Here is an 18341-nt window from a genome sequence, read left to right as displayed (position 1 = left end):
GAGGGTGCATTGAATGAAACACAAGACATCGTTAATCGTATGCGTGACTTAGCGACACAAGGAGCTAATGCGACATTAAGTGATGAAGACCGTGCTGAGATTAACAAAGAATTCAACGCATTAAGAGAAGAAGTTGACCGTATTTCTCAAACAACGAACTTTAATGGTAAAACTCTTTTAGATGGAGAATTTGATACATCTTCTGTAGCTGGAGATGTGACAAAAACAAATGATGTTGATATGTATATGACTGTCAACATGACTAATAAAAAGACAACTGGTGATTTAGAATTAAGTTATACAAGAGACATTGATGGTAATGTTACTGTAAAATCTGAAAATAATAAATATGCTGTGGTTTCAAATGACAATGGAACATATAGCATTTATGAGGCGAAGGATTGTAGTGGTGCAGGAACAGAAGCAGATCCGTTAGTACCAAAAGAAGGAGCTAAATCTTCAGGGATTGTTAAGTTAACGTCAGAAGGTCGCTACGGAACTGATACTGTAGGATTTAAAGAAGATGGCACAACAGCCGAACCTACTAAAGTAGCAACTTTTAGTCAATCGTTTACAGCTGCAGATTCTAACAAACAAGGAATGAATTTCCACGTAGGTGCTAATACTGGAGATATTATTAATGTTGAGATGGGTACAATGAATGCTAAATCTTTAGGTTTAGATACATTAGATTTATCAAACCAAAAGAATGCAGAAATGGCGATTAACCAATTAGATTTAGCGTCATCAAAAATCTCAAGTACTCGTTCTGATTTAGGAGCAGCACAAAACAGAATGCAACATACAATTAATAACTTAGCAGTAGCTCAAGAAAACTTAACAGAAGCTAATTCTCGTATTAGAGACGTTGATATGGCTGAAGAGATGATGAACTTTACTAAGAATAACATTCTATCTCAAGCAGCGACTTCTATGTTATCTCAAGCTAATGCAATGCCACAAAGTGTTTTATCATTATTACAATAAAAACGTTTAGCCGACTATATTAGTCGGCTTTTGTTTCAGTAAAATGGTCAGTAAATGGAGAAGATAGACATGGTTGATATTCCTCAGATTCATTCATATGAACCACAAAACGTGATTGAGAAAATTGAACAAGCGGGAAAAATTTCAGAACACTTAGAAAATGAGCCTCATCAAGAGAATTTAAAGAGACAAAAAAAGAAATCAGAGAGTGTACAAAGTCATAAGTATTCTGAAGATAATATTAAACAAATAATAGCAATTTCTAATCGACAATTAGCAGAAAAAGATGTTAAAATGGAATTTGAGATCTACCAGTTAACTAATCGATTGATTATTAGGTTAATCAATACAACTAACGATGAAATTGTTAAAGAGATTTCATCAGAAGAGTTACTGGATTCAATCGTTAGTAATTGGGGAATCATTGGAAATCTAATCGATAAGGAAGGATGAGTCGATGCCAATAGTTACAAGTGATACGGGTATTAGTTCAACTTTGGGGAGTTATTCAGGAATTACCTCCCATGAAATAGACAAGTTGATTGAAGCAGAGTCAACACCTCTATTAAGGATGAACAACCAGAAGTCATTACTGTTAGAACAGCAAAACGCTTGGAAAGATGTTCGTTTAAGGTTGAATACTTTTTCTAAAAATATTGAAACGTTGCAAAAAAATGAAACATGGAATTCAAAAGTCGCAACAAGTTCTAAACCAGACAAGGTAACGATTTCTGGAACTGATAAAGCAGCAGAAGATAATTACGACATTACTGTTGATCAATTAGCAACTTCTTCAAAACTTGTATCAGGAGAGATTGAGAAACTAGATGACAAAACGATTTATGATGAATTAGGAACGTCAGGGCAATTTGAGTTTGAGTCAAAAAAAGAAGATGGTGAGCCGATTACCATTGAGATTGATGAATCAGATAGCTTGAAAGACATCACGAATAAGATTAATGCTGAGTCAAAAGACACTGGTGTGAAAGCAACCATTGTTAATGGTCATCTGGTATTAAGTAATGTAGATACTGGCGAGTCAGAATTAAGCTTTACAGGATCAGAAGACTTATTAAATGATTTAGGAATTAACACGGATTCAACAACAAACACACCGCAATACACTGAAGGGCAGAATGCGAAATTCACAATTGACGGGATTGCTGTTGAACGTCCATCAAATAATGTAAGTGATGTGATAGAAGGCGTCACTATTCACTTACATGACACAACAGAGGATGCAGTGAGGGTTGGTTTAGTCACGGATTTAGAAAAACCAATTGAAGCGATTAATGCTTTTGTTGAACAGTATAACTCGCTAATGGATTTTATTAATGAAAAGTCAGACATTGGTGATCCGAGTAAGAAAGACAATAAACCAGGACCTCTAGCTGGTGATAGCACTGCCAATAGATTACAAAATAGTTTAAAACTTGCGGTGACTGGTTTGCCTGATGAGAACCCTCATACAACCTTTTTATACCCAGCAGAACTTGGGATTTCAGTTGATAAAACGGGCTACCTATCAATTGATGAAGAGAAGTTACGTAGTGCCCTCGATGAAGATGCTAAGAATGTTCAAAACTTCTTTTATCATACTGAAAAAATAGTAGTTGATAAAAAAGATGAGCTTGGTAATGTGATGCTTGATGATGAGGGAAATCCAATTCGGGAAACACAGACAAAAGAATTTGGTTATACGGTTAAACTAAATGATTTGATGAATGCTTATTTAAAAGACGAAGCTGGTAAAAAAAGTATTTATACAACAAAAGACGAGTCATTTGAGAAGAGCATTAAGCAATTAGATGAACGGATTGACCGTTTTACTGAAAAACTTGATAAAAAGAGAGATTACTATGTTAGAACGTTTTCTAGGCTCGATCAGGCTATGATGCAAGCGGAACAACAAATGTCATTTTTAATCACTCAATTAGATGCATTTAGCACCAAGTAAGGAGTGAGATAGTGGTAAATAACACAATTTGTTCAAATAATACACTAAAAAAAATGGTTGTGACAATTAGAAAATGGTCAAAAGATTTAAGTTTGGAAGAGTCTATTGGAATTCTTGAAGAAAATTCTAAACTAATGTCTTCTACAAACCAGTTGTTTCTTAATGAGTTGACTGATGAAGAAGGCGAGTTATTACAGGAGTTAGTCACGAAAAGTCAAGAATTGATGCTTTATTTGGAAAGTCAGAAAACTATGCTGATTGATCAAATAGGACAAATGAATCAATCTGAAAAAATTGCCACACAATATATTAAACAGTTCTCAGAATCTTATTTTGTAGACAAAGATTTTTAAGAAATAGGAGTAGATTATGACATACACAAAAAAAGGAAATTCAGCCTATCTGAATAATCAAATTTTAACAGCTTCGCCTAAAAAATTAATTGAGATTTTATATGAAGCAGGGATTAAACATTCAAAAATAGCACTGTATCATTTGGAACAAGGAAATTTGCAAGAAGTTAATACCCATCTTATTAAAGTGCAAAACATTGTTTTGGAATTAAAATTTGCTGTGCAACCTATGGAAGACAGTGATATTTCAGATCAGCTAATTTCATTATATGATTTTATGTATGGTCAACTGCTTCTAGCAAATACAGAGAAAAATAAAGAGCGAATTGAAATCGTTCAAAAAATGTTGGAAGAGTTATTAGAAACTTGGGAATCTTTATGAGGTTTGAGTTAAATGAAAAAATTCATTAAGGGATTTTTACTTGTCCTGTTAGTAGCTACTCTCATATTTGCGACAAAAATAGTAGTAGATATGGCTATTGAAAATAGAAAATCAACTATTGAGCAAAGTAAAGTCACACCGAAAAATGATTTACTAATAGGTTACCAAGATGATTCTGAGGAACCTAATGAAAAGGTTGGTGAGTATCAACTTCCAGTGCCTTTACTAAATCAGTTGGCAGATCCACCATTAGAGCATGGGTGTGAAGTGACAGCTCTTAGCATGCTATTACAGTACTATCATTTTGATTACGATAAAAATGAATTAGCTAAAGGAATTAATAAGGAAGATTACGAAGTGAGTGAGGGGATTTTCGGAGATCCTGATATTGGCTTTGTAGGGGATATGACAGGAAAGACACCAGGAACAAGTGTTAACGTAGAACCGGTCTTTCAGTTAGCTAAAGAGTTAGTTAAAGGACCTTATCAGGTCGTTAATAGTACTGGTAGCAAGTTAGATGATTTACTAGAAGTTGTTCAATCAGGCAGTCCTGTTTGGGTCATAGCAACGACTGACTACAAAGTACCAAAAGAAGATGATTTTGTAGAGTGGCCAACGAAAAATGGCATGAAACGTATGTTACCAAAACACCATGCCGCAGTTATTTCAGGCTTTAGTCAAAATAAGGTAATTCTAAATGACCCTTACGGCAAGATAGTGGAAGTTGATAAAAAAACGTTCAATGACTTGTTTGAAAAGACAAATAAACAAAGTATTTACATTAAATAATCAAGTTAATGGTGAATTAGAGACGTCTAACTAGCTATTAACTTGATTTTTTTATGGTAGAAACAGTGAATAAGTTAGTTCTTTTGATGCTAAATTATGATAAGATAGATAGGACTTAAAGTGAAGGAGCAAATGAATGGAATTATTAACGTATACAATTAAAGAAGAGAAAGGTCGTATTGATAAAGTACTGACAGATGTTTTTTCTCAATTTTCGAGATCACAAATTCAATCTTGGTTAAAAAATGACCGAGTGACAGTTAATGGTGATATTACAAGAGCCAATTACAAAGTGAAATCAGGAGATTCTATTGAGATTGATCGTCCTGAACCAGTTGTTATTGAAGCAAAAGCACAAGACATTCCCTTAGATATTATTTATGAAGATGATGAGGTCATGGTGATTAACAAGCCTCAAGGCATGGTAGTTCATCCTTCAGCAGGACATCCTGATGGGACTCTGGTTAATGCTTTAATGAATCATAGTGATCATTTATCAACTATTAATGATGTGATAAGACCAGGGATTGTCCATCGAATTGATAAAGACACGTCAGGGTTATTAATGGTGGCTAAAAATAACGATGCGCATCTCTTTTTAGCGGATCAATTAAAAGAGAAAAAAGCCCTTAGAAAATATGTGGCTTTAGTTCATGGTGTGATTCCTCATGAAAAAGGAACGATAACAGCCCCAATTGGAAGAAGTAAAGAAAATCGCCAAAAACAAGCTGTTGTAAAAGATGGTAAGCCTGCAGTGACTCATTTCACTGTTTTAGAGCGCTTTGAAGAATTTACTTTAGTAGAATGTCAGTTAGAAACAGGTAGAACCCATCAAATTCGTGTTCACATGGATTTTATTGGCTTCCCAATTGCAGGAGATCCATTATATGGTCCTAAGAAAACATTAAAAGGAAATGGTCAGTTCTTACATGCTCAAACATTAGGTTTTGTTCACCCGAAAACAGAGGGATTATTAACCTTTACTAGTGATATCCCTGAGGTGTTTAAAGAAACTTTAGAAAACTTAAGACAAAACCATTGATATTATTCGTGTTTTAGGGTAATATAATCACAACAAATAAATAGAAGTCCTTTAAGAGTGGTCCAGTGAGGCTAAGAAGGAATAAGTTGATTTTTTTGAGAGGTCTGTGAGCCTTGTTAGAAAAAAATCGATAACTTTAATGTAATCAAATTCCCTCTTATCTCTCTTTGGATAAGAGTTTTTTTATGGACTTTTTTCAGGAGGAACGGCAGTGAGCGAAAAAGAAATTGTTGATAAAATGACGATGAATAGAGCATTAACTCGAATCACGTATGAAATCATTGAAAGACATAAAGGCATTGAGGACATTGTTTTAATTGGTATTAAAACAAGAGGTATCTACATTGCTAATCGTATTGCCGAAAGATTAAAACAATTAGAAGGTATTGATGTACCAGTTGGTGAGATTGATATTACATTGTATAGAGATGACAATCATCAAGTTAATCACGAAGAACCAACGATTAATGCATCAGATGTACCCTTTTCAATCGAAAATAAAGAAGTTATTTTAGTAGATGACGTTATCTTTACTGGAAGAACAATTCGTGCAGCACTAGATGCGACTATGGATTTAGGTAGACCAGATAAGATTTCACTAGCAGTGTTAGTAGATCGTGGGCATAGAGAGTTACCAATTCGTGCTGATTATGTAGGGAAAAATATTCCAACTTCAAAATCAGAACAAATAGTTGTATCTATGGCTGAAATTGATGGGAACGACTGCATCTCAATCAAAAAAGAAAATTAAATAAGCTTTTTAATCAAGTACAGAGAGACTAGGAAAAGCGACTTAGACAATCTTTTAAGTGGAAGAACCCTTAAAAATGTCTATTTCCGTATGCCTCGTTTCAACTGTTGAAGCGAGGATTTTTTATTATAAAGGAGAAAAAAGATGAAACAAGAATTTAGAAATGAAGATGCAGTATTAGATATACAAGATAAGCCAAGTGGCGTGAAGTGGCTTGGACTTAGTTTACAGCATTTATTTACCATGTTTGGCGCAACAGTCTTAGTGCCAATCTTAGTTGGGATTAACCCAGGAATTGCCCTTTTCAGTTCAGGATTAGGGACACTCGTTTATCTATTCGTAACAAAAGGAAAAATACCGGCTTACTTAGGTAGTAGTTTTGCTTTTATTGCAGCGATGCAAATGTTAATGAAAGATGCAGGTTATCCAGCGATTGCTCTTGGAGCAATCACAACAGGAGCTGTTTACCTAATTGTTTCAATGATTGTTAAAAGAGCAGGTTCAGCTTGGCTTGATAAGCTATTACCACCGATTGTTGTAGGACCAGTTGTTATGGTTATCGGACTTGGTTTAGCGGCTAATGCAGCTAACCAAGCAATGTTTGAAAACTTAGGAACACCAGAACAAATTTACAATGTTAAATATATCGCAGTAGCGCTTATTACATTAATACTAACGATTATTTTCAACATGTACTTAAAAGGATTTATGGGATTAATTCCTATCTTACTAGGTATCGTCTGTGGCTACATCGTTGCACTTTTATTTGGAATCGTAGACGTAGAACCAATTAAAGAAGCAGCATGGTTTGCTTTACCAAGTTTCCAAGTACCCTACGTGACTTACACACCTAAGTTGTACTTAACAGCAATCTTAACTATGGCGCCGATTGCCTTTGTAACAATGACTGAGCATATTGGTCACTTGATGGTGTTAAACAAATTAACGAAACGTAATTTTTATGAAAATCCGGGCTTACACAAAACATTAATGGGAGACGGCTTAGCGCAAATTGTGGCTGGTTTAGTCGGAGGACCTCCTGTCACTAGTTACGGAGAAAACATTGGTGTATTAGCCATTACACGAGTACACAGTGTGTTTGTTATTGGTGGTGCAGCAGCCCTTGCAATGGTTTTAGCCTTTGTTGGGAAATTAACAGCCCTTATTCAAAGTATCCCTGGACCAGTAATTGGAGGGATTAGCTTTATCCTCTTTGGAGTAATTGCTTCAAGCGGATTAAAAATCTTAATTGATAATAAAATTGACTTTAACTTAAAACGTAACTTATTAATAGCATCAGTTATTCTAGTAGTTGGTATTGGGGGCTTAACATTCCAAGCAGGACCAGTAGCTCTATCGGGTATGGCTTTAGCCACATTATTCGGAATTATTTTAAACTTAGTATTACCTCAACAAGCAAAAAGTGAAGCAGAATAAAATAGAGAAGACAAAATAGGGAGGGATTAAGATGATTATTACTTCAGAGAGAATTAGTTTAAAACATCTTTTAACAGCAGAGTCATTAAGTGATCAAGAGGTGATGGGCTTAATTGAACGGGCACAGGCCTTTAAACGCGGAGAGAAAGCAGAACTAGCGAACCAACAGTTTTTCACAGCTAACTTATTTTTTGAAAATAGTACGAGAACACATAAAAGTTTTGAAGTTGCAGAGAAAAAATTAGGTATTGACGTGATTGAATTTGACGCCAAAACAAGCTCAGTTTCAAAAGGAGAGTCTTTATACGACACAGTTTTAACCATGTCAGCGATTGGTGTTCACGCGTGTGTGATTCGTCACTGGGAAGAAGATTATTACAATGAATTGATTCAAAGTAAAACAATCACGACTTCTATCATTAATGGTGGAGACGGAAGTGGTAATCACCCTACCCAGTGTTTACTTGATTTACTAACGATTTATGAAGAGTTTGGCCGCTTTGAAGATTTAAACATTGCGATTTGTGGCGACTTAACGCACTCTCGTGTAGCAAATTCAAACATGAAAATGCTAAAACGCTTAGGAGCTAACCTGTATTTCTGTGGACCAGAAGCTTGGTATAATAGAAAGTATGAAGCGTACGGCACATTTATGCCGATTGATGAGGTAGTTGATAAAGTTGATGTTATGATGATGTTAAGAGTGCAACATGAGCGCCATGAAGATAACAGTGAGTTTTCAAAAGAAAATTATCACCGTGAGTATGGTTTAACAAATGAACGAGCGAAACAAATGAAAGATAAAGCGATTATTATGCACCCAGCACCTGTCAACCGAGACGTAGAGCTTGCTGATGAGTTAGTTGAGTCATACCAATCAAGAATCACACAACAAATGACAAATGGCGTTTTTATGAGAATGGCTATATTAGAAGCTATCTTACACGGAAAAGCATAGGAGGATTTTGATGAAAACATTAATTAAGAACGGGTATATGGTTGAACAAGGAAACGTACTGAATCAAGTTGACGTCTGGATTGAAGAAGGAGTTATTAAAGGTTTAGGGCATTTTTCAAATGAGAACCTATCATTTGATCAAGTGATTGACGCAAATCAAGGTTTAATCACACCAGGATTAGTTGATGTTCATGTCCATTTTAGAGAACCAGGTTTTGAATATAAAGAAACCATTCAAACAGGAAGTGCCTCGGCAGCAAAGGGCGGTTTCACAACAGTTTGTGCGATGCCTAATTTAAAGCCAGTACCAGACAATGAGGAAACTTTAAATCTCATTAATGAAAAAATAGCAAAAGACAGCACGATTAAAATTTTACAATACGCATCAATCACAAAAGATTTAAACAGTGAAGAGCTTGTTGATTTTGAAAGCTTAAAAAAAGCGAATGCCTTTGCTTTTACAAATGATGGTGTGGGTGTTCAAACAGCTGGAACGATGTACTTAGCCATGAAAGAAGCAGCAAGACTTGATATGGCAATTGTGGCTCACACAGAAGACGAGTCATTACTCTTTGGTGGTGTTATGCATGAGGGTGAGGTATCAAAAAAACTAGGGTTACCTGGAATTATGAGTGCTACTGAGTCTTCTCAAATAGCTAGAGATGTTCTTCTTGCTAAAGAAACAGGTGTGCATTACCATGTGTGTCACGTTTCAACTAAAGAAAGTGTTGAAGTTATTCGCCAAGCTAAGAAAAATGGCATTCGAGTGACATGCGAAGTTTGCCCACATCATTTGATTATGACAGATAATGATATTACAGAAGATCATGGTAACTTCAAAATGAACCCACCTCTCAGAGCAAACGATGATCAACAAGCTCTAATCGAAGGATTACTAGATGGCACTATTGATTGTATCGCAACTGATCATGCGCCTCATTGTTGTAAAGAAAAAAATCAAAGTATGTTAGAATCACCATTTGGGATTATTGGAAGTGAAACTGCCTTCCAATTGATGTACACACACTTTGTTGAAACAAATCGATTCACATTAGAACAAGTAGTTGACTGGATGACGCTCGCTCCGTCAAGAATTTTTAATCTTGACTGTGGCACATTATCCATTGGTCGAGCTGCAGATATTGCCATCTTTGATTTAGAACATGAAGTGACAATTGAAGATAAATTTGTATCAAAATCAAGTAACACACCTTTTATTGGACAACGAGTAAAAGGAGAAACACTTTATACATTAGTTGATGGAAAGTTAGCTTGGCAAAAGGGAGAGTAGAAAATGAAACGATTGTTGATTTTAGAAGATGGAACCTATTTTGAAGGTGTTGGCTTTGGCGCACCGAACATTACAACTGGGGAGGTTGTATTTACCACTGGGATGAGTGGTTATCAAGAAATATTGACGGATCCAAGTTTTAAAGGACAGATGATTCTGTTCACCTACCCAACAATCGGAAATTATGGTATTAATCGTGACGATTTTGAGTCTATGGAGCCTTTTTGTAGCGGTGTTATTGTTAAAGACTATGCAAGGGTTGCTTCAAATTGGCGTAGTCAAATGACCTTAGATGAGTTTTTAAAACAAAAGAAAATTCCTGGGATTGCAGGGATTGATACAAGAGCTTTAACGAAGAAATTAAGAGAAACTGGGACAATTAAAGGTAGTATTGTTGATGTGGTCATTGATAGAGAACATGAATTTGATCAATTAAAAGCAACCGTCTTACCAAGTAATCAGGTTGCTGAAGTATCAACAACAAAAGCTTATAGCGTTCCTGGAAAAGGAAAAAATGTTGTTGTTGTAGATTTCGGTATGAAACATAGTATTCTAAGAGAACTTGTTTCAAGAAATTGCGGTGTGACAGTTGTACCATATGATTACACAGCAGAAGAAATTCTAGCTTTATCTCCAGATGGCATTATGCTTTCAAATGGACCTGGAGATCCAAAAGATGTGCCAGAAGCGTTAAAAATGATTCAAGCAATTCAAGGAAAATTACCTATTTTTGGTATCTGTTTAGGGCATCAATTACTAAGTTTAGCCAATGGTGCTGACACGTTTAAATTAAAATATGGTCACCGCGGTAGTAATCACCCAGTAAAAGAAATTGCATCAAATCAAATCTACTTTACTTCTCAAAATCACGGCTATGCTGTATCAAGAGATAGTTTAGACACAACTGATTTAATGATGACTCACATTGAAATTAATGATGAGACAGTTGAAGGCGTTAAGCATAAGAAATACCCATCATTTTCTGTACAGTTTCACCCAGATGCAGCACCTGGGCCACATGATGCCGTTTCACTTTTTGATGAATTTATTGAATTAATGGACAATTGGGGGAAATAACATGCCAAAGAGAAAAGATATAAGTAAAATTCTAGTGATTGGCTCAGGCCCAATTATTATCGGACAAGCAGCAGAGTTTGACTATGCTGGGACACAGGCTTGTCTAGCTTTAAAAGAAGAGGGCTATGAAGTTATTTTAATCAATTCAAATCCAGCCACGATTATGACTGATAAAAATATTGCAGATAAAGTCTATATTGAACCCATTACCTTAGAATTTGTAGCTAAAATTTTAAGAAAAGAGAGACCTGATGCTATTTTACCAACACTTGGTGGGCAAACAGGGTTAAACATGGCGATGACACTTTCTGACAGTGGCATTTTAGAAGAGCTTGATATTGAGTTATTAGGAACTAAACTAAGTGCCATTGATCAAGCAGAAGATAGAGATTTATTTAAACAATTAATGGAAGAATTAGGAGAACCAATACCTGAGAGTGCAATTGTTCATACAGTAGAAGAAGCACTTGATTTTGCTAAAGAGATCGGCTACCCATTAATTGTTCGTCCTGCCTTTACATTAGGTGGAACAGGCGGGGGCATGTGTGAAGATGAAGCATCACTAATCGAGATTACGAAAAACGGTCTTCATTTATCACCAGCGACTCAATGTTTAATCGAAAAAAGTATTGCTGGATACAAAGAAATCGAATTTGAAGTGATGAGAGATTCAAATGATAACGCCATTGTTGTGTGTCACATGGAAAACTTTGACCCAGTGGGTATTCACACAGGGGACTCGATTGTATTTGCTCCTTGTCAAACATTGTCAGACGTGGAAATTCAATTGTTAAGAGATGCGTCATTAAAAATCATTAAAGCTTTAAAAATCGAAGGTGGTTGTAACGTTCAGTTAGCACTTGATCCAGAAAGCTTTAAGTATTATGTAATTGAAGTAAACCCAAGAGTAAGTCGTTCATCGGCCTTAGCCAGTAAAGCAACAGGATTTCCAATTGCTAAATTAGCAGCTAAAATCGCTGTTGGCTTGACTCTAGATGAAGTGAAAAACCCAGTTACAGAAACAACTTACTCAATGTTTGAACCAGCTCTTGATTATGTGGTAAGTAAGATTCCAAGATGGGCTTTTGATAAATTTGAAAAAGGTAACCGTTTATTAAGTACACAAATGAAAGCAACTGGAGAAGTAATGGCTTTAGGAAGAACTATTGAAGAGTCTTTACTAAAAGCAGTGCGTTCCTTAGAAATTGGTGCCTACCATATCGAGTTAGAGGAGTTAAAAGATTTAACGGATGAAGAAATCACTTACGGCATGATTCAAGCCCAAGATGATCGTTTATTCTATGTGTCAGAAGGGATTCGAAGAGGCATTTCGATTCATGATATTGCTAATTTCACTAAGATTGATTTATTCTTCTTAGACAAATTACTTCATATCATTGAGATTGAACAAGAACTAAGTGATAATCCTAAAGACTTAGACGTCTTAAAAACGGCGAAATCATTTGGTTTAGCTGATAAAGTAATCGCGAATAAATGGGATTTATCAGAAAGTGACGTGTATGACATGCGTCAAAAAGCTGGTATTTTACCAGTTTATAAAATGGTAGATACATGTGCAGCAGAGTTTGAATCAAACACGCCTTACTTCTACGGCACCTATGAAACAGAAAATGAAAGTATTCGTTCGGAGAAAGAGTCAATCTTAGTATTAGGCTCTGGACCTATTAGAATCGGACAAGGAGTGGAGTTTGACTACGCCACTGTACATTCTGTTCAAGCGATTCAAGAATTAGGCTATGAAGCAATTATTATGAATAGTAACCCAGAAACTGTTTCTACAGACTTCTCCATCTCTGATAAGTTATACTTTGAACCTTTAACTCTTGAAGACGTGATGCACGTGATTGAACTAGAGCAACCAAAAGGGGTTATCGTTCAGTTTGGTGGACAAACAGCTATCAATTTAGCAGAAGGTTTATCAAATAAGGGTGTCAAAATTATTGGAACGACGATTGAAGATTTGGACCGTGCAGAAAACCGTGATAAATTTGAGCATGCCTTAAAAGAATTAAACGTACCTCAACCAAAAGGCGCAACTGCAACAAACGTAGAAGATGCCATAGCAATAGCAGAAGATATCAACTACCCTGTTTTAGTCAGACCAAGCTATGTCTTAGGTGGCCGAGCAATGGAGATCGTTTGGAGTACAGAAGATTTAAAACGTTACATGAAAGAAGCTGTTAAAGCCTCTCCAGAACATCCAGTCTTGATTGACCGTTACTTACTAGGTGTTGAGTGTGAAGTTGATGCTATCTGTGACGGAGAAGATGTTCTTCTACCGGGTATTATGGAACACATTGAGCGTGCTGGGGTCCATTCAGGAGATTCGATGGCAGTCTACCCACCACAAAACTTGTCTGAGACGGTTATCGAAAAAATCGTTGACTACACAAAACGCTTAGCCCTAGGATTGAATTGCCGTGGTATGATGAATGTACAGTTCATTGTTCATGAAGAGGAAGTTTACGTGATTGAAGTTAACCCAAGAGCAAGTCGTACTGTACCATTTTTAAGTAAAGTAACAGAAATCCCAATGGCTCAAGTAGCAACAAAATGTATTTTAGGTGAGTCATTGAAAGAACAAGGTTATGAAAGTGGCTTATACAAAGAATCTCAATACGTACATATTAAAGCACCAGTCTTCTCTTTTGCAAAACTACATGATGTGGATACGCAACTTGGACCAGAGATGAAATCAACAGGTGAGGTTATGGGAACAGACGTAACTCTTGAAAAAGCGTTGTATAAAGCCTTTGAAGCAAGTGGTATGCATTTACCAGGTTATGGCTCAGTCTTATTTACAATCGCAGATGAAACAAAAGAAGAAGCGTTAAAATTAGCTAAAAGATTTAGTAACATTGGTTATGGCTTAATTGCCACAGAGGGAACTGGTGAGTTCTTTAGAAGTCACGGACTAGAAGTCAAAATTGTTTCAAAAATTGATCAACGTTCGCAACTAAATGTACTAGATATTATTCGCTTAGGACATACGCAATTAGTGATTAATACAACGGGAAATGAGTCTCAACCTAAATCTGATGGATTTAAAATCAGACGATCAACTGTGGAAAATGGTGTCCCGTTGATGACATCATTAGACACAGCTGATGCCATTCTTAAAGTATTAGAGGATAGAAGTTTTTCAGCTATTGCTTTATAACAACAAAAAAGGAGAGGGAAGAATATGAAACAAGAAATGATGCTTGTAGTAGAACAAAAAGAAATTGCTTCAACTATCTTTGAATTAACCTTGAAAGGGGAATTGGTGAAACAGATGGAGACATCTGGCCAGTTCATCCATATTCGTGTCCCTCGTTCTGATTTGTTACTTAGAAGACCAATCAGTTTAGCTAGTGTATCGATGGAAGAGTCGACTTGTAAAGTTATTTACCGTGCTGATGGTGACGGAACAAAAGCTATTAGTGAATTGACAACTGGAGATAAGTTAGACGTGTTAGGCCCGCTTGGAAATGGATTTGACATCAGCTTTATTGAAAAAGGCGATTTAGTTTATATCGTAGGTGGTGGTATTGGTGTCCCTCCTCTTTATGAATTAGGGAAACAATTAGCTGAAAAAGAAGCAAAAATTGTCTTCATGCATGGATTTGCTAATAAAGATGCTGTGTTTTATGAAGAAGAGTTTTCAAGATTAGGTGAAGTGATGATTATTACAGATGATGGATCTTATTGTCGTAAAGGTCACACAGGTCATTTAATTGAAGCTTCACTAGAAGCATACGGTCAACCAAAAGCTGTTTATTCATGTGGACCTACAGGGCTTTTAAGAGCAGTTGAAACGAAATTTGCTGATCACCCTCATGTGTATCTATCAATGGAAGAACGTATGGCTTGTGGTGTAGGTGCTTGTTACGCTTGTGTATGCCAATCTAAAACAGACCCAAGTGAGAATAAAAAAGTGTGTGATGAAGGACCAGTGTTTAAATCAGGGGAGGTTATTATATGAATCGCTTAAAAGTAAGTTTACCAGGGTTAGAATTAAAAAATCCCATTATGCCAGCTAGTGGTTGTTTTGGTTTCGGAGATGAATATAGTAAGTACTATGATTTAAGTGTTTTAGGTTCAATTATGGTAAAAGCAACAACATTAGAAAAAAGATACGGAAATCCAACACCACGTGTTGCCGAAACGCCAAGTGGCATGCTAAATGCCATCGGTTTACAAAACCCAGGACTTGAAACAGTTATGGGACATCAATTACCAAGTTTAGAGAAATATGATTTACCAATTATTGCTAATGTGGCAGGGTCTTCTGAAGAGGAATATGTGGCAGTTTGTGCGAAGATTGGGAATGCGCCTAATGTTAAAGCCATCGAGTTAAATATTTCTTGTCCTAACGTCAAGGAAGGCGGTATTGCTTTTGGAACAAGTGCTAAAGTTGCAGCAAGTTTAACAAGAGCTGTTAAAAAAGTAGCTAAAGTACCAGTTTATATCAAGTTATCACCTAACGTAACTAACATTGTGCCAATTGCTAAGGCAGTAGAAGAAGCTGGAGCAGATGGGATTACGATGATTAATACCTTACTTGGTATGAGAATTGATTTAAAAACAAGAAAACCTATTTTAGCTAATGGAACAGGTGGTTTATCAGGACCAGGGATTAAACCAGTAGCCATTCGAATGATTAATGAAGTGACTCGTGCTGTGAGTATTCCTGTTATTGGTATGGGTGGCGTTAGTACAGTAGATGATGTGATTGAAATGTTTTTAGCTGGAGCAAGTGCTGTCGCAGTTGGTACGATGAATTTCACTGATCCTTATATTTGTCCAAAATTAATTGAAGAGTTACCCGCTAAGTTAGATGAATTAGGTATTGAGTCAATTGAATCGTTAATTAAAGAAGTGAAGGAGTCACGTCATGAATAGACCAGTAATAGCCTTAGATTTTCCAAGTAAACAAGAAGTTGTCTTTTTTTTAGAGCAATTTCCAACAGAGGAATCTCTGTTTTTAAAAGTAGGAATGGAATTATTTTATAAAGAAGGACCACAAATTGTTGAGCTATTAATTGAAGCAGGTCATGATGTTTTCCTTGATTTGAAACTGCATGATATTCCAAATACTGTTAAGTCAGCTATGAAAAATATCGCTTCATTAGGTGTTAAAATCACTAACGTTCATGCTGCAGGTGGAACTGAAATGATGAAAGCAGCTTTAGAAGGTCTTGTAGAAGGAACACCTAGTGGACAAAAACGTCCAGAACTAATTGCAGTAACTCAATTAACTTCAACAAGTGAAGAGCAAATGCAAGCCGATCAATTGATAAAGGCAAGTTTAGAAGAAAGTGTTGCTCATTATGCATCTATTACGAAAAAAGCTGGATTAGACGGTGTTGTTTGCTCAGCTTTAGAAGTTGAAAAAATCAGAAGCGTAACCGATGATGCCTTTATTTGTTTAACACCAGGTATTAGACCTTCAAATAGTGCTGTTGGGGATCAAAAACGCGTCGTAACGCCAAGTCGTGCTCACGAGATTGGTTCAAGCTATATTGTTGTGGGACGTCCGATTACACAATCAGAAACACCTTACGAAAGTTATATCGCTATTAAAAAAGAATGGAACGGGGAATTATAATGAAAGACATCGCAGAAAAATTACTAGAAATTAAAGCAGTAGCCTTAAGTCCTAAAGAACCTTTTACATGGGCAAGTGGTTTGAAAAGTCCTATTTATTGTGACAACCGCTTAACAATGAGTTTTCCAGTTGTCAGAAAAGCAGTTGCTAAAGGATTAGCTGAGACAATCAAAGAGACGTTTCCTGATGTTGAAGTCATTGCAGGAACAGCAACTGCAGGAATTCCTCATGCAGCATGGGTAGCTGAATTACTTGATTTACCAATGGTTTACATTCGTGGGAAAGCCAAAGACCATGGCAAGAAAAATCAAATTGAAGGTCAAATTTCTGAAGGTCAAAAAATGGTTGTGATTGAAGATTTGATTTCAACTGGTGGTAGTGTCTTAGAAGCTTGCGAAGCGGCTGAAAACGAAGGAGCAAAAGTTCTTGGAGTAGCAGCTATCTTTACTTATGAATTACCAAAAGGAATTGAAAACTTTGAACAAGCTAAAGTTCCTTTTGTAACTTTAACTAACTATAGTGAATTGATTGAAGTTGCTACAGAAAAAAATTACATTTCGGAATCTGATGTGGTTTTATTAAAAGAATGGAAAAAAGACCCAAAAAATTGGCAAAATTAATTTTTCCTAGTAATGAGAGCCAAAATAAGGTATGATTCTTCCAACTCTTATTTTATGAGATAATTATTAAAAAAAGATGACGGAGGAATGAGTATGTACAAAATTGCGATTGTAGGTTATGGAAATTTAGGCCGAGGTGTTGAAAAAGCCTTAGAAAAAAATGCTGATATGTCTTTAGTAGGTATTTTTACCAGACGACATCCTGAAACAGTTGAAACTCTTTATGGCAACGTATATAAAATGGAGCAGTTGCTTGATCTTAAGGAAGCTATAGATGTCTGTATTTTATGTGGTGGCTCAGCTACAGACTTGCCTGAGCAAACACCTGACATCACAAAGCATTTTAATACTGTAGACAGCTTCGACACTCACGCCTTAATTCCAGCTCACTTTGACAAAGTGAATCAAGTAGCTGAAGAATCAGGACATGTATCAATTATTTCTGTCGGTTGGGATCCTGGCCTATTTAGTTTGAACCGAGTTTTGGCAGAAGCTATTTTACCAGAAGGAAAAACAATTACATTTTGGGGAAAAGGTGTTAGTCAGGGACATTCAGATGCTATCAGACGAATAGATGGCGTTCAGGACGGCATTCAATATACAATTCCAAACGAAACAGCAATGACTTCTTTTAAAAAAGGAGAAGTTGATTCTTTATCGACAAGAGAAAAACACACCAGAGAATGCTTTGTTGTACTAGATAAAGAGGCTAATCGAGAAAAAGTAACAGAAGAGATTACTTCGATGCCTAATTATTTTGATGAATATGACACAACCGTCCATTTTGTGACTCAAGAAATTTTAGATAACGAGCATAAACAAAAAATGCCTCATGGAGGTAGAGTTATCCGTGTTGGACAAACAAGTGAGATTAATAAAGAAGTGATTGATTTTTCATTAGAACTAGATAGCAACCCTGAGTTTACTGCTAGTGTTCTAGTTGCATATAGTCGTGCTTGTATTAGACTTTTTAAAGAAGGTCAGTCAGGTGCCCGCACAGTATTTGATATTGCCCCCAAGTACTTAATTAATAAAGAAAACAGTTTGCTTAGAAGTGACATGTTATAAAAAGAAAAGTAATTGCTA

18 protein-coding genes are annotated in these 18341 nt (G+C 36.1%); all 18 read left to right on the top strand.

Translation table 11 applies throughout. The features are described 5' to 3' along the window. Positions 1-987, top strand: a 987-nt coding sequence (locus tag DOK76_RS07680) for a flagellin (RefSeq protein WP_242542244.1), incomplete at its 5' end; no start/stop codon positions are given. Between the two features lie 69 nt (positions 988-1056). After that, positions 1057-1440 (top strand): flagellar protein FlaG, encoded by a 384-nt coding sequence (locus DOK76_RS07675; RefSeq protein WP_206966435.1) that lies wholly within the window; start codon positions 1057-1059, stop codon positions 1438-1440. A 4-nt stretch (positions 1441-1444) separates the two neighbouring features. Then, the gene (fliD, locus tag DOK76_RS07670) at positions 1445-2944 is read left to right on the top strand and encodes a flagellar filament capping protein FliD (protein ID WP_206966433.1); all 1500 of its coding nucleotides are present in this window, start codon (positions 1445-1447) and stop codon (positions 2942-2944) included. A gap of 11 nt (positions 2945-2955) precedes the next feature. Beyond that, positions 2956-3297 (top strand): hypothetical protein, encoded by a 342-nt coding sequence (locus DOK76_RS07665; protein WP_206966431.1) that lies wholly within the window; start codon positions 2956-2958, stop codon positions 3295-3297. Between the two features lie 16 nt (positions 3298-3313). Beyond that, on the top strand, positions 3314-3679 hold the full coding sequence (gene fliS, locus DOK76_RS07660; RefSeq protein ID WP_206966429.1) for a flagellar export chaperone FliS: 366 nt from the start codon (positions 3314-3316) through the stop codon (positions 3677-3679). 12 nt (positions 3680-3691) lie between these two features. After that, a complete protein-coding gene (locus DOK76_RS07655) occupies positions 3692-4468 on the top strand; it encodes a C39 family peptidase (RefSeq protein WP_206966427.1) in 777 nt (258 codons plus the stop codon). Between the two features lie 136 nt (positions 4469-4604). Further along, entirely contained in the window at positions 4605-5510 is a 906-nt protein-coding gene (locus tag DOK76_RS07650; RefSeq protein WP_206966425.1) for an RluA family pseudouridine synthase, read from the top strand. A gap of 211 nt (positions 5511-5721) precedes the next feature. After that, positions 5722-6261, top strand: a complete 540-nt coding sequence (gene pyrR / locus DOK76_RS07645) for a bifunctional pyr operon transcriptional regulator/uracil phosphoribosyltransferase PyrR (RefSeq protein ID WP_206966423.1) — start codon at positions 5722-5724, stop codon at positions 6259-6261. A gap of 144 nt (positions 6262-6405) precedes the next feature. Next, the gene (locus DOK76_RS07640; protein ID WP_206966421.1) at positions 6406-7698 is read left to right on the top strand and encodes a solute carrier family 23 protein; all 1293 of its coding nucleotides are present in this window, start codon (positions 6406-6408) and stop codon (positions 7696-7698) included. A 31-nt stretch (positions 7699-7729) separates the two neighbouring features. Further along, on the top strand, positions 7730-8656 hold the full coding sequence (locus tag DOK76_RS07635) for an aspartate carbamoyltransferase catalytic subunit (RefSeq protein ID WP_206966419.1): 927 nt from the start codon (positions 7730-7732) through the stop codon (positions 8654-8656). 10 nt (positions 8657-8666) lie between these two features. Further along, a complete protein-coding gene (gene pyrC, locus DOK76_RS07630) occupies positions 8667-9947 on the top strand; it encodes a dihydroorotase (protein WP_206966417.1) in 1281 nt (426 codons plus the stop codon). Positions 9948-9950: 3 nt separating this feature from the next. After that, positions 9951-11024: a carbamoyl phosphate synthase small subunit gene (locus DOK76_RS07625; protein ID WP_206966415.1), complete on the top strand. Its 1074-nt coding sequence runs from the start codon at positions 9951-9953 to the stop codon at positions 11022-11024. 1 nt (position 11025) lies between these two features. Then, positions 11026-14205: a carbamoyl-phosphate synthase large subunit gene (carB, locus tag DOK76_RS07620; protein ID WP_206966413.1), complete on the top strand. Its 3180-nt coding sequence runs from the start codon at positions 11026-11028 to the stop codon at positions 14203-14205. A 24-nt stretch (positions 14206-14229) separates the two neighbouring features. Continuing rightward, positions 14230-15009 carry a dihydroorotate dehydrogenase electron transfer subunit gene (locus tag DOK76_RS07615; protein WP_206966411.1) on the top strand — a complete coding sequence of 260 codons (780 nt, stop codon included), beginning with the start codon at positions 14230-14232 and terminating at the stop codon, positions 15007-15009. Then, complete coding sequence (locus DOK76_RS07610; RefSeq protein ID WP_206966409.1) at positions 15006-15929, top strand: dihydroorotate dehydrogenase; 924 nt, start codon at positions 15006-15008, stop codon at positions 15927-15929. The genes DOK76_RS07615 and DOK76_RS07610 overlap by 4 nt, the downstream gene beginning before the upstream one ends. Further along, entirely contained in the window at positions 15922-16635 is a 714-nt protein-coding gene (pyrF, locus tag DOK76_RS07605; RefSeq protein ID WP_206966407.1) for an orotidine-5'-phosphate decarboxylase, read from the top strand. The genes DOK76_RS07610 and pyrF overlap by 8 nt, the downstream gene beginning before the upstream one ends. Next, the gene (gene pyrE / locus DOK76_RS07600; protein ID WP_206966405.1) at positions 16635-17255 is read left to right on the top strand and encodes an orotate phosphoribosyltransferase; all 621 of its coding nucleotides are present in this window, start codon (positions 16635-16637) and stop codon (positions 17253-17255) included. The genes pyrF and pyrE overlap by 1 nt, the downstream gene beginning before the upstream one ends. 93 nt (positions 17256-17348) lie before the next feature. Then, a complete protein-coding gene (locus tag DOK76_RS07595; protein ID WP_206966520.1) occupies positions 17349-18323 on the top strand; it encodes a diaminopimelate dehydrogenase in 975 nt (324 codons plus the stop codon). The last annotated feature ends 18 nt before the right edge of the window (positions 18324-18341 follow it).

Origin of the sequence: Candidatus Vagococcus giribetii, from assembly GCF_017316185.1 — a bacterium.
GTDB classification, from domain to species: domain Bacteria; phylum Bacillota; class Bacilli; order Lactobacillales; family Vagococcaceae; genus Vagococcus; species Vagococcus giribetii.
Note: the sequence above shows the minus strand (reverse complement) of the source record. Positions and strands in the feature narration are given on the sequence as shown.

What these genes read in the sequence shown, in the direction of transcription:
- DOK76_RS07595 (WP_206966520.1), top strand. Translation starts at nt 17,349, where the DNA reads ATGTACAAAATTGCGATTGTAGGTTATGGAAATTTAGGCCGAGGTGTT.
- DOK76_RS07615 (WP_206966411.1), top strand. Translation starts at nt 14,230, where the DNA reads ATGAAACAAGAAATGATGCTTGTAGTAGAACAAAAAGAAATTGCTTCA.
- pyrE (WP_206966405.1), top strand. Translation starts at nt 16,635, where the DNA reads ATGAAAGACATCGCAGAAAAATTACTAGAAATTAAAGCAGTAGCCTTA.
- fliS (WP_206966429.1), top strand. Translation starts at nt 3,314, where the DNA reads ATGACATACACAAAAAAAGGAAATTCAGCCTATCTGAATAATCAAATT.
- DOK76_RS07650 (WP_206966425.1), top strand. Translation starts at nt 4,605, where the DNA reads ATGGAATTATTAACGTATACAATTAAAGAAGAGAAAGGTCGTATTGAT.
- DOK76_RS07625 (WP_206966415.1), top strand. Translation starts at nt 9,951, where the DNA reads ATGAAACGATTGTTGATTTTAGAAGATGGAACCTATTTTGAAGGTGTT.
- DOK76_RS07655 (WP_206966427.1), top strand. Translation starts at nt 3,692, where the DNA reads ATGAAAAAATTCATTAAGGGATTTTTACTTGTCCTGTTAGTAGCTACT.
- DOK76_RS07610 (WP_206966409.1), top strand. Translation starts at nt 15,006, where the DNA reads ATGAATCGCTTAAAAGTAAGTTTACCAGGGTTAGAATTAAAAAATCCC.
- pyrF (WP_206966407.1), top strand. Translation starts at nt 15,922, where the DNA reads ATGAATAGACCAGTAATAGCCTTAGATTTTCCAAGTAAACAAGAAGTT.
- DOK76_RS07640 (WP_206966421.1), top strand. Translation starts at nt 6,406, where the DNA reads ATGAAACAAGAATTTAGAAATGAAGATGCAGTATTAGATATACAAGAT.
- DOK76_RS07635 (WP_206966419.1), top strand. Translation starts at nt 7,730, where the DNA reads ATGATTATTACTTCAGAGAGAATTAGTTTAAAACATCTTTTAACAGCA.
- pyrC (WP_206966417.1), top strand. Translation starts at nt 8,667, where the DNA reads ATGAAAACATTAATTAAGAACGGGTATATGGTTGAACAAGGAAACGTA.
- DOK76_RS07675 (WP_206966435.1), top strand. Translation starts at nt 1,057, where the DNA reads ATGGTTGATATTCCTCAGATTCATTCATATGAACCACAAAACGTGATT.
- fliD (WP_206966433.1), top strand. Translation starts at nt 1,445, where the DNA reads ATGCCAATAGTTACAAGTGATACGGGTATTAGTTCAACTTTGGGGAGT.
- carB (WP_206966413.1), top strand. Translation starts at nt 11,026, where the DNA reads ATGCCAAAGAGAAAAGATATAAGTAAAATTCTAGTGATTGGCTCAGGC.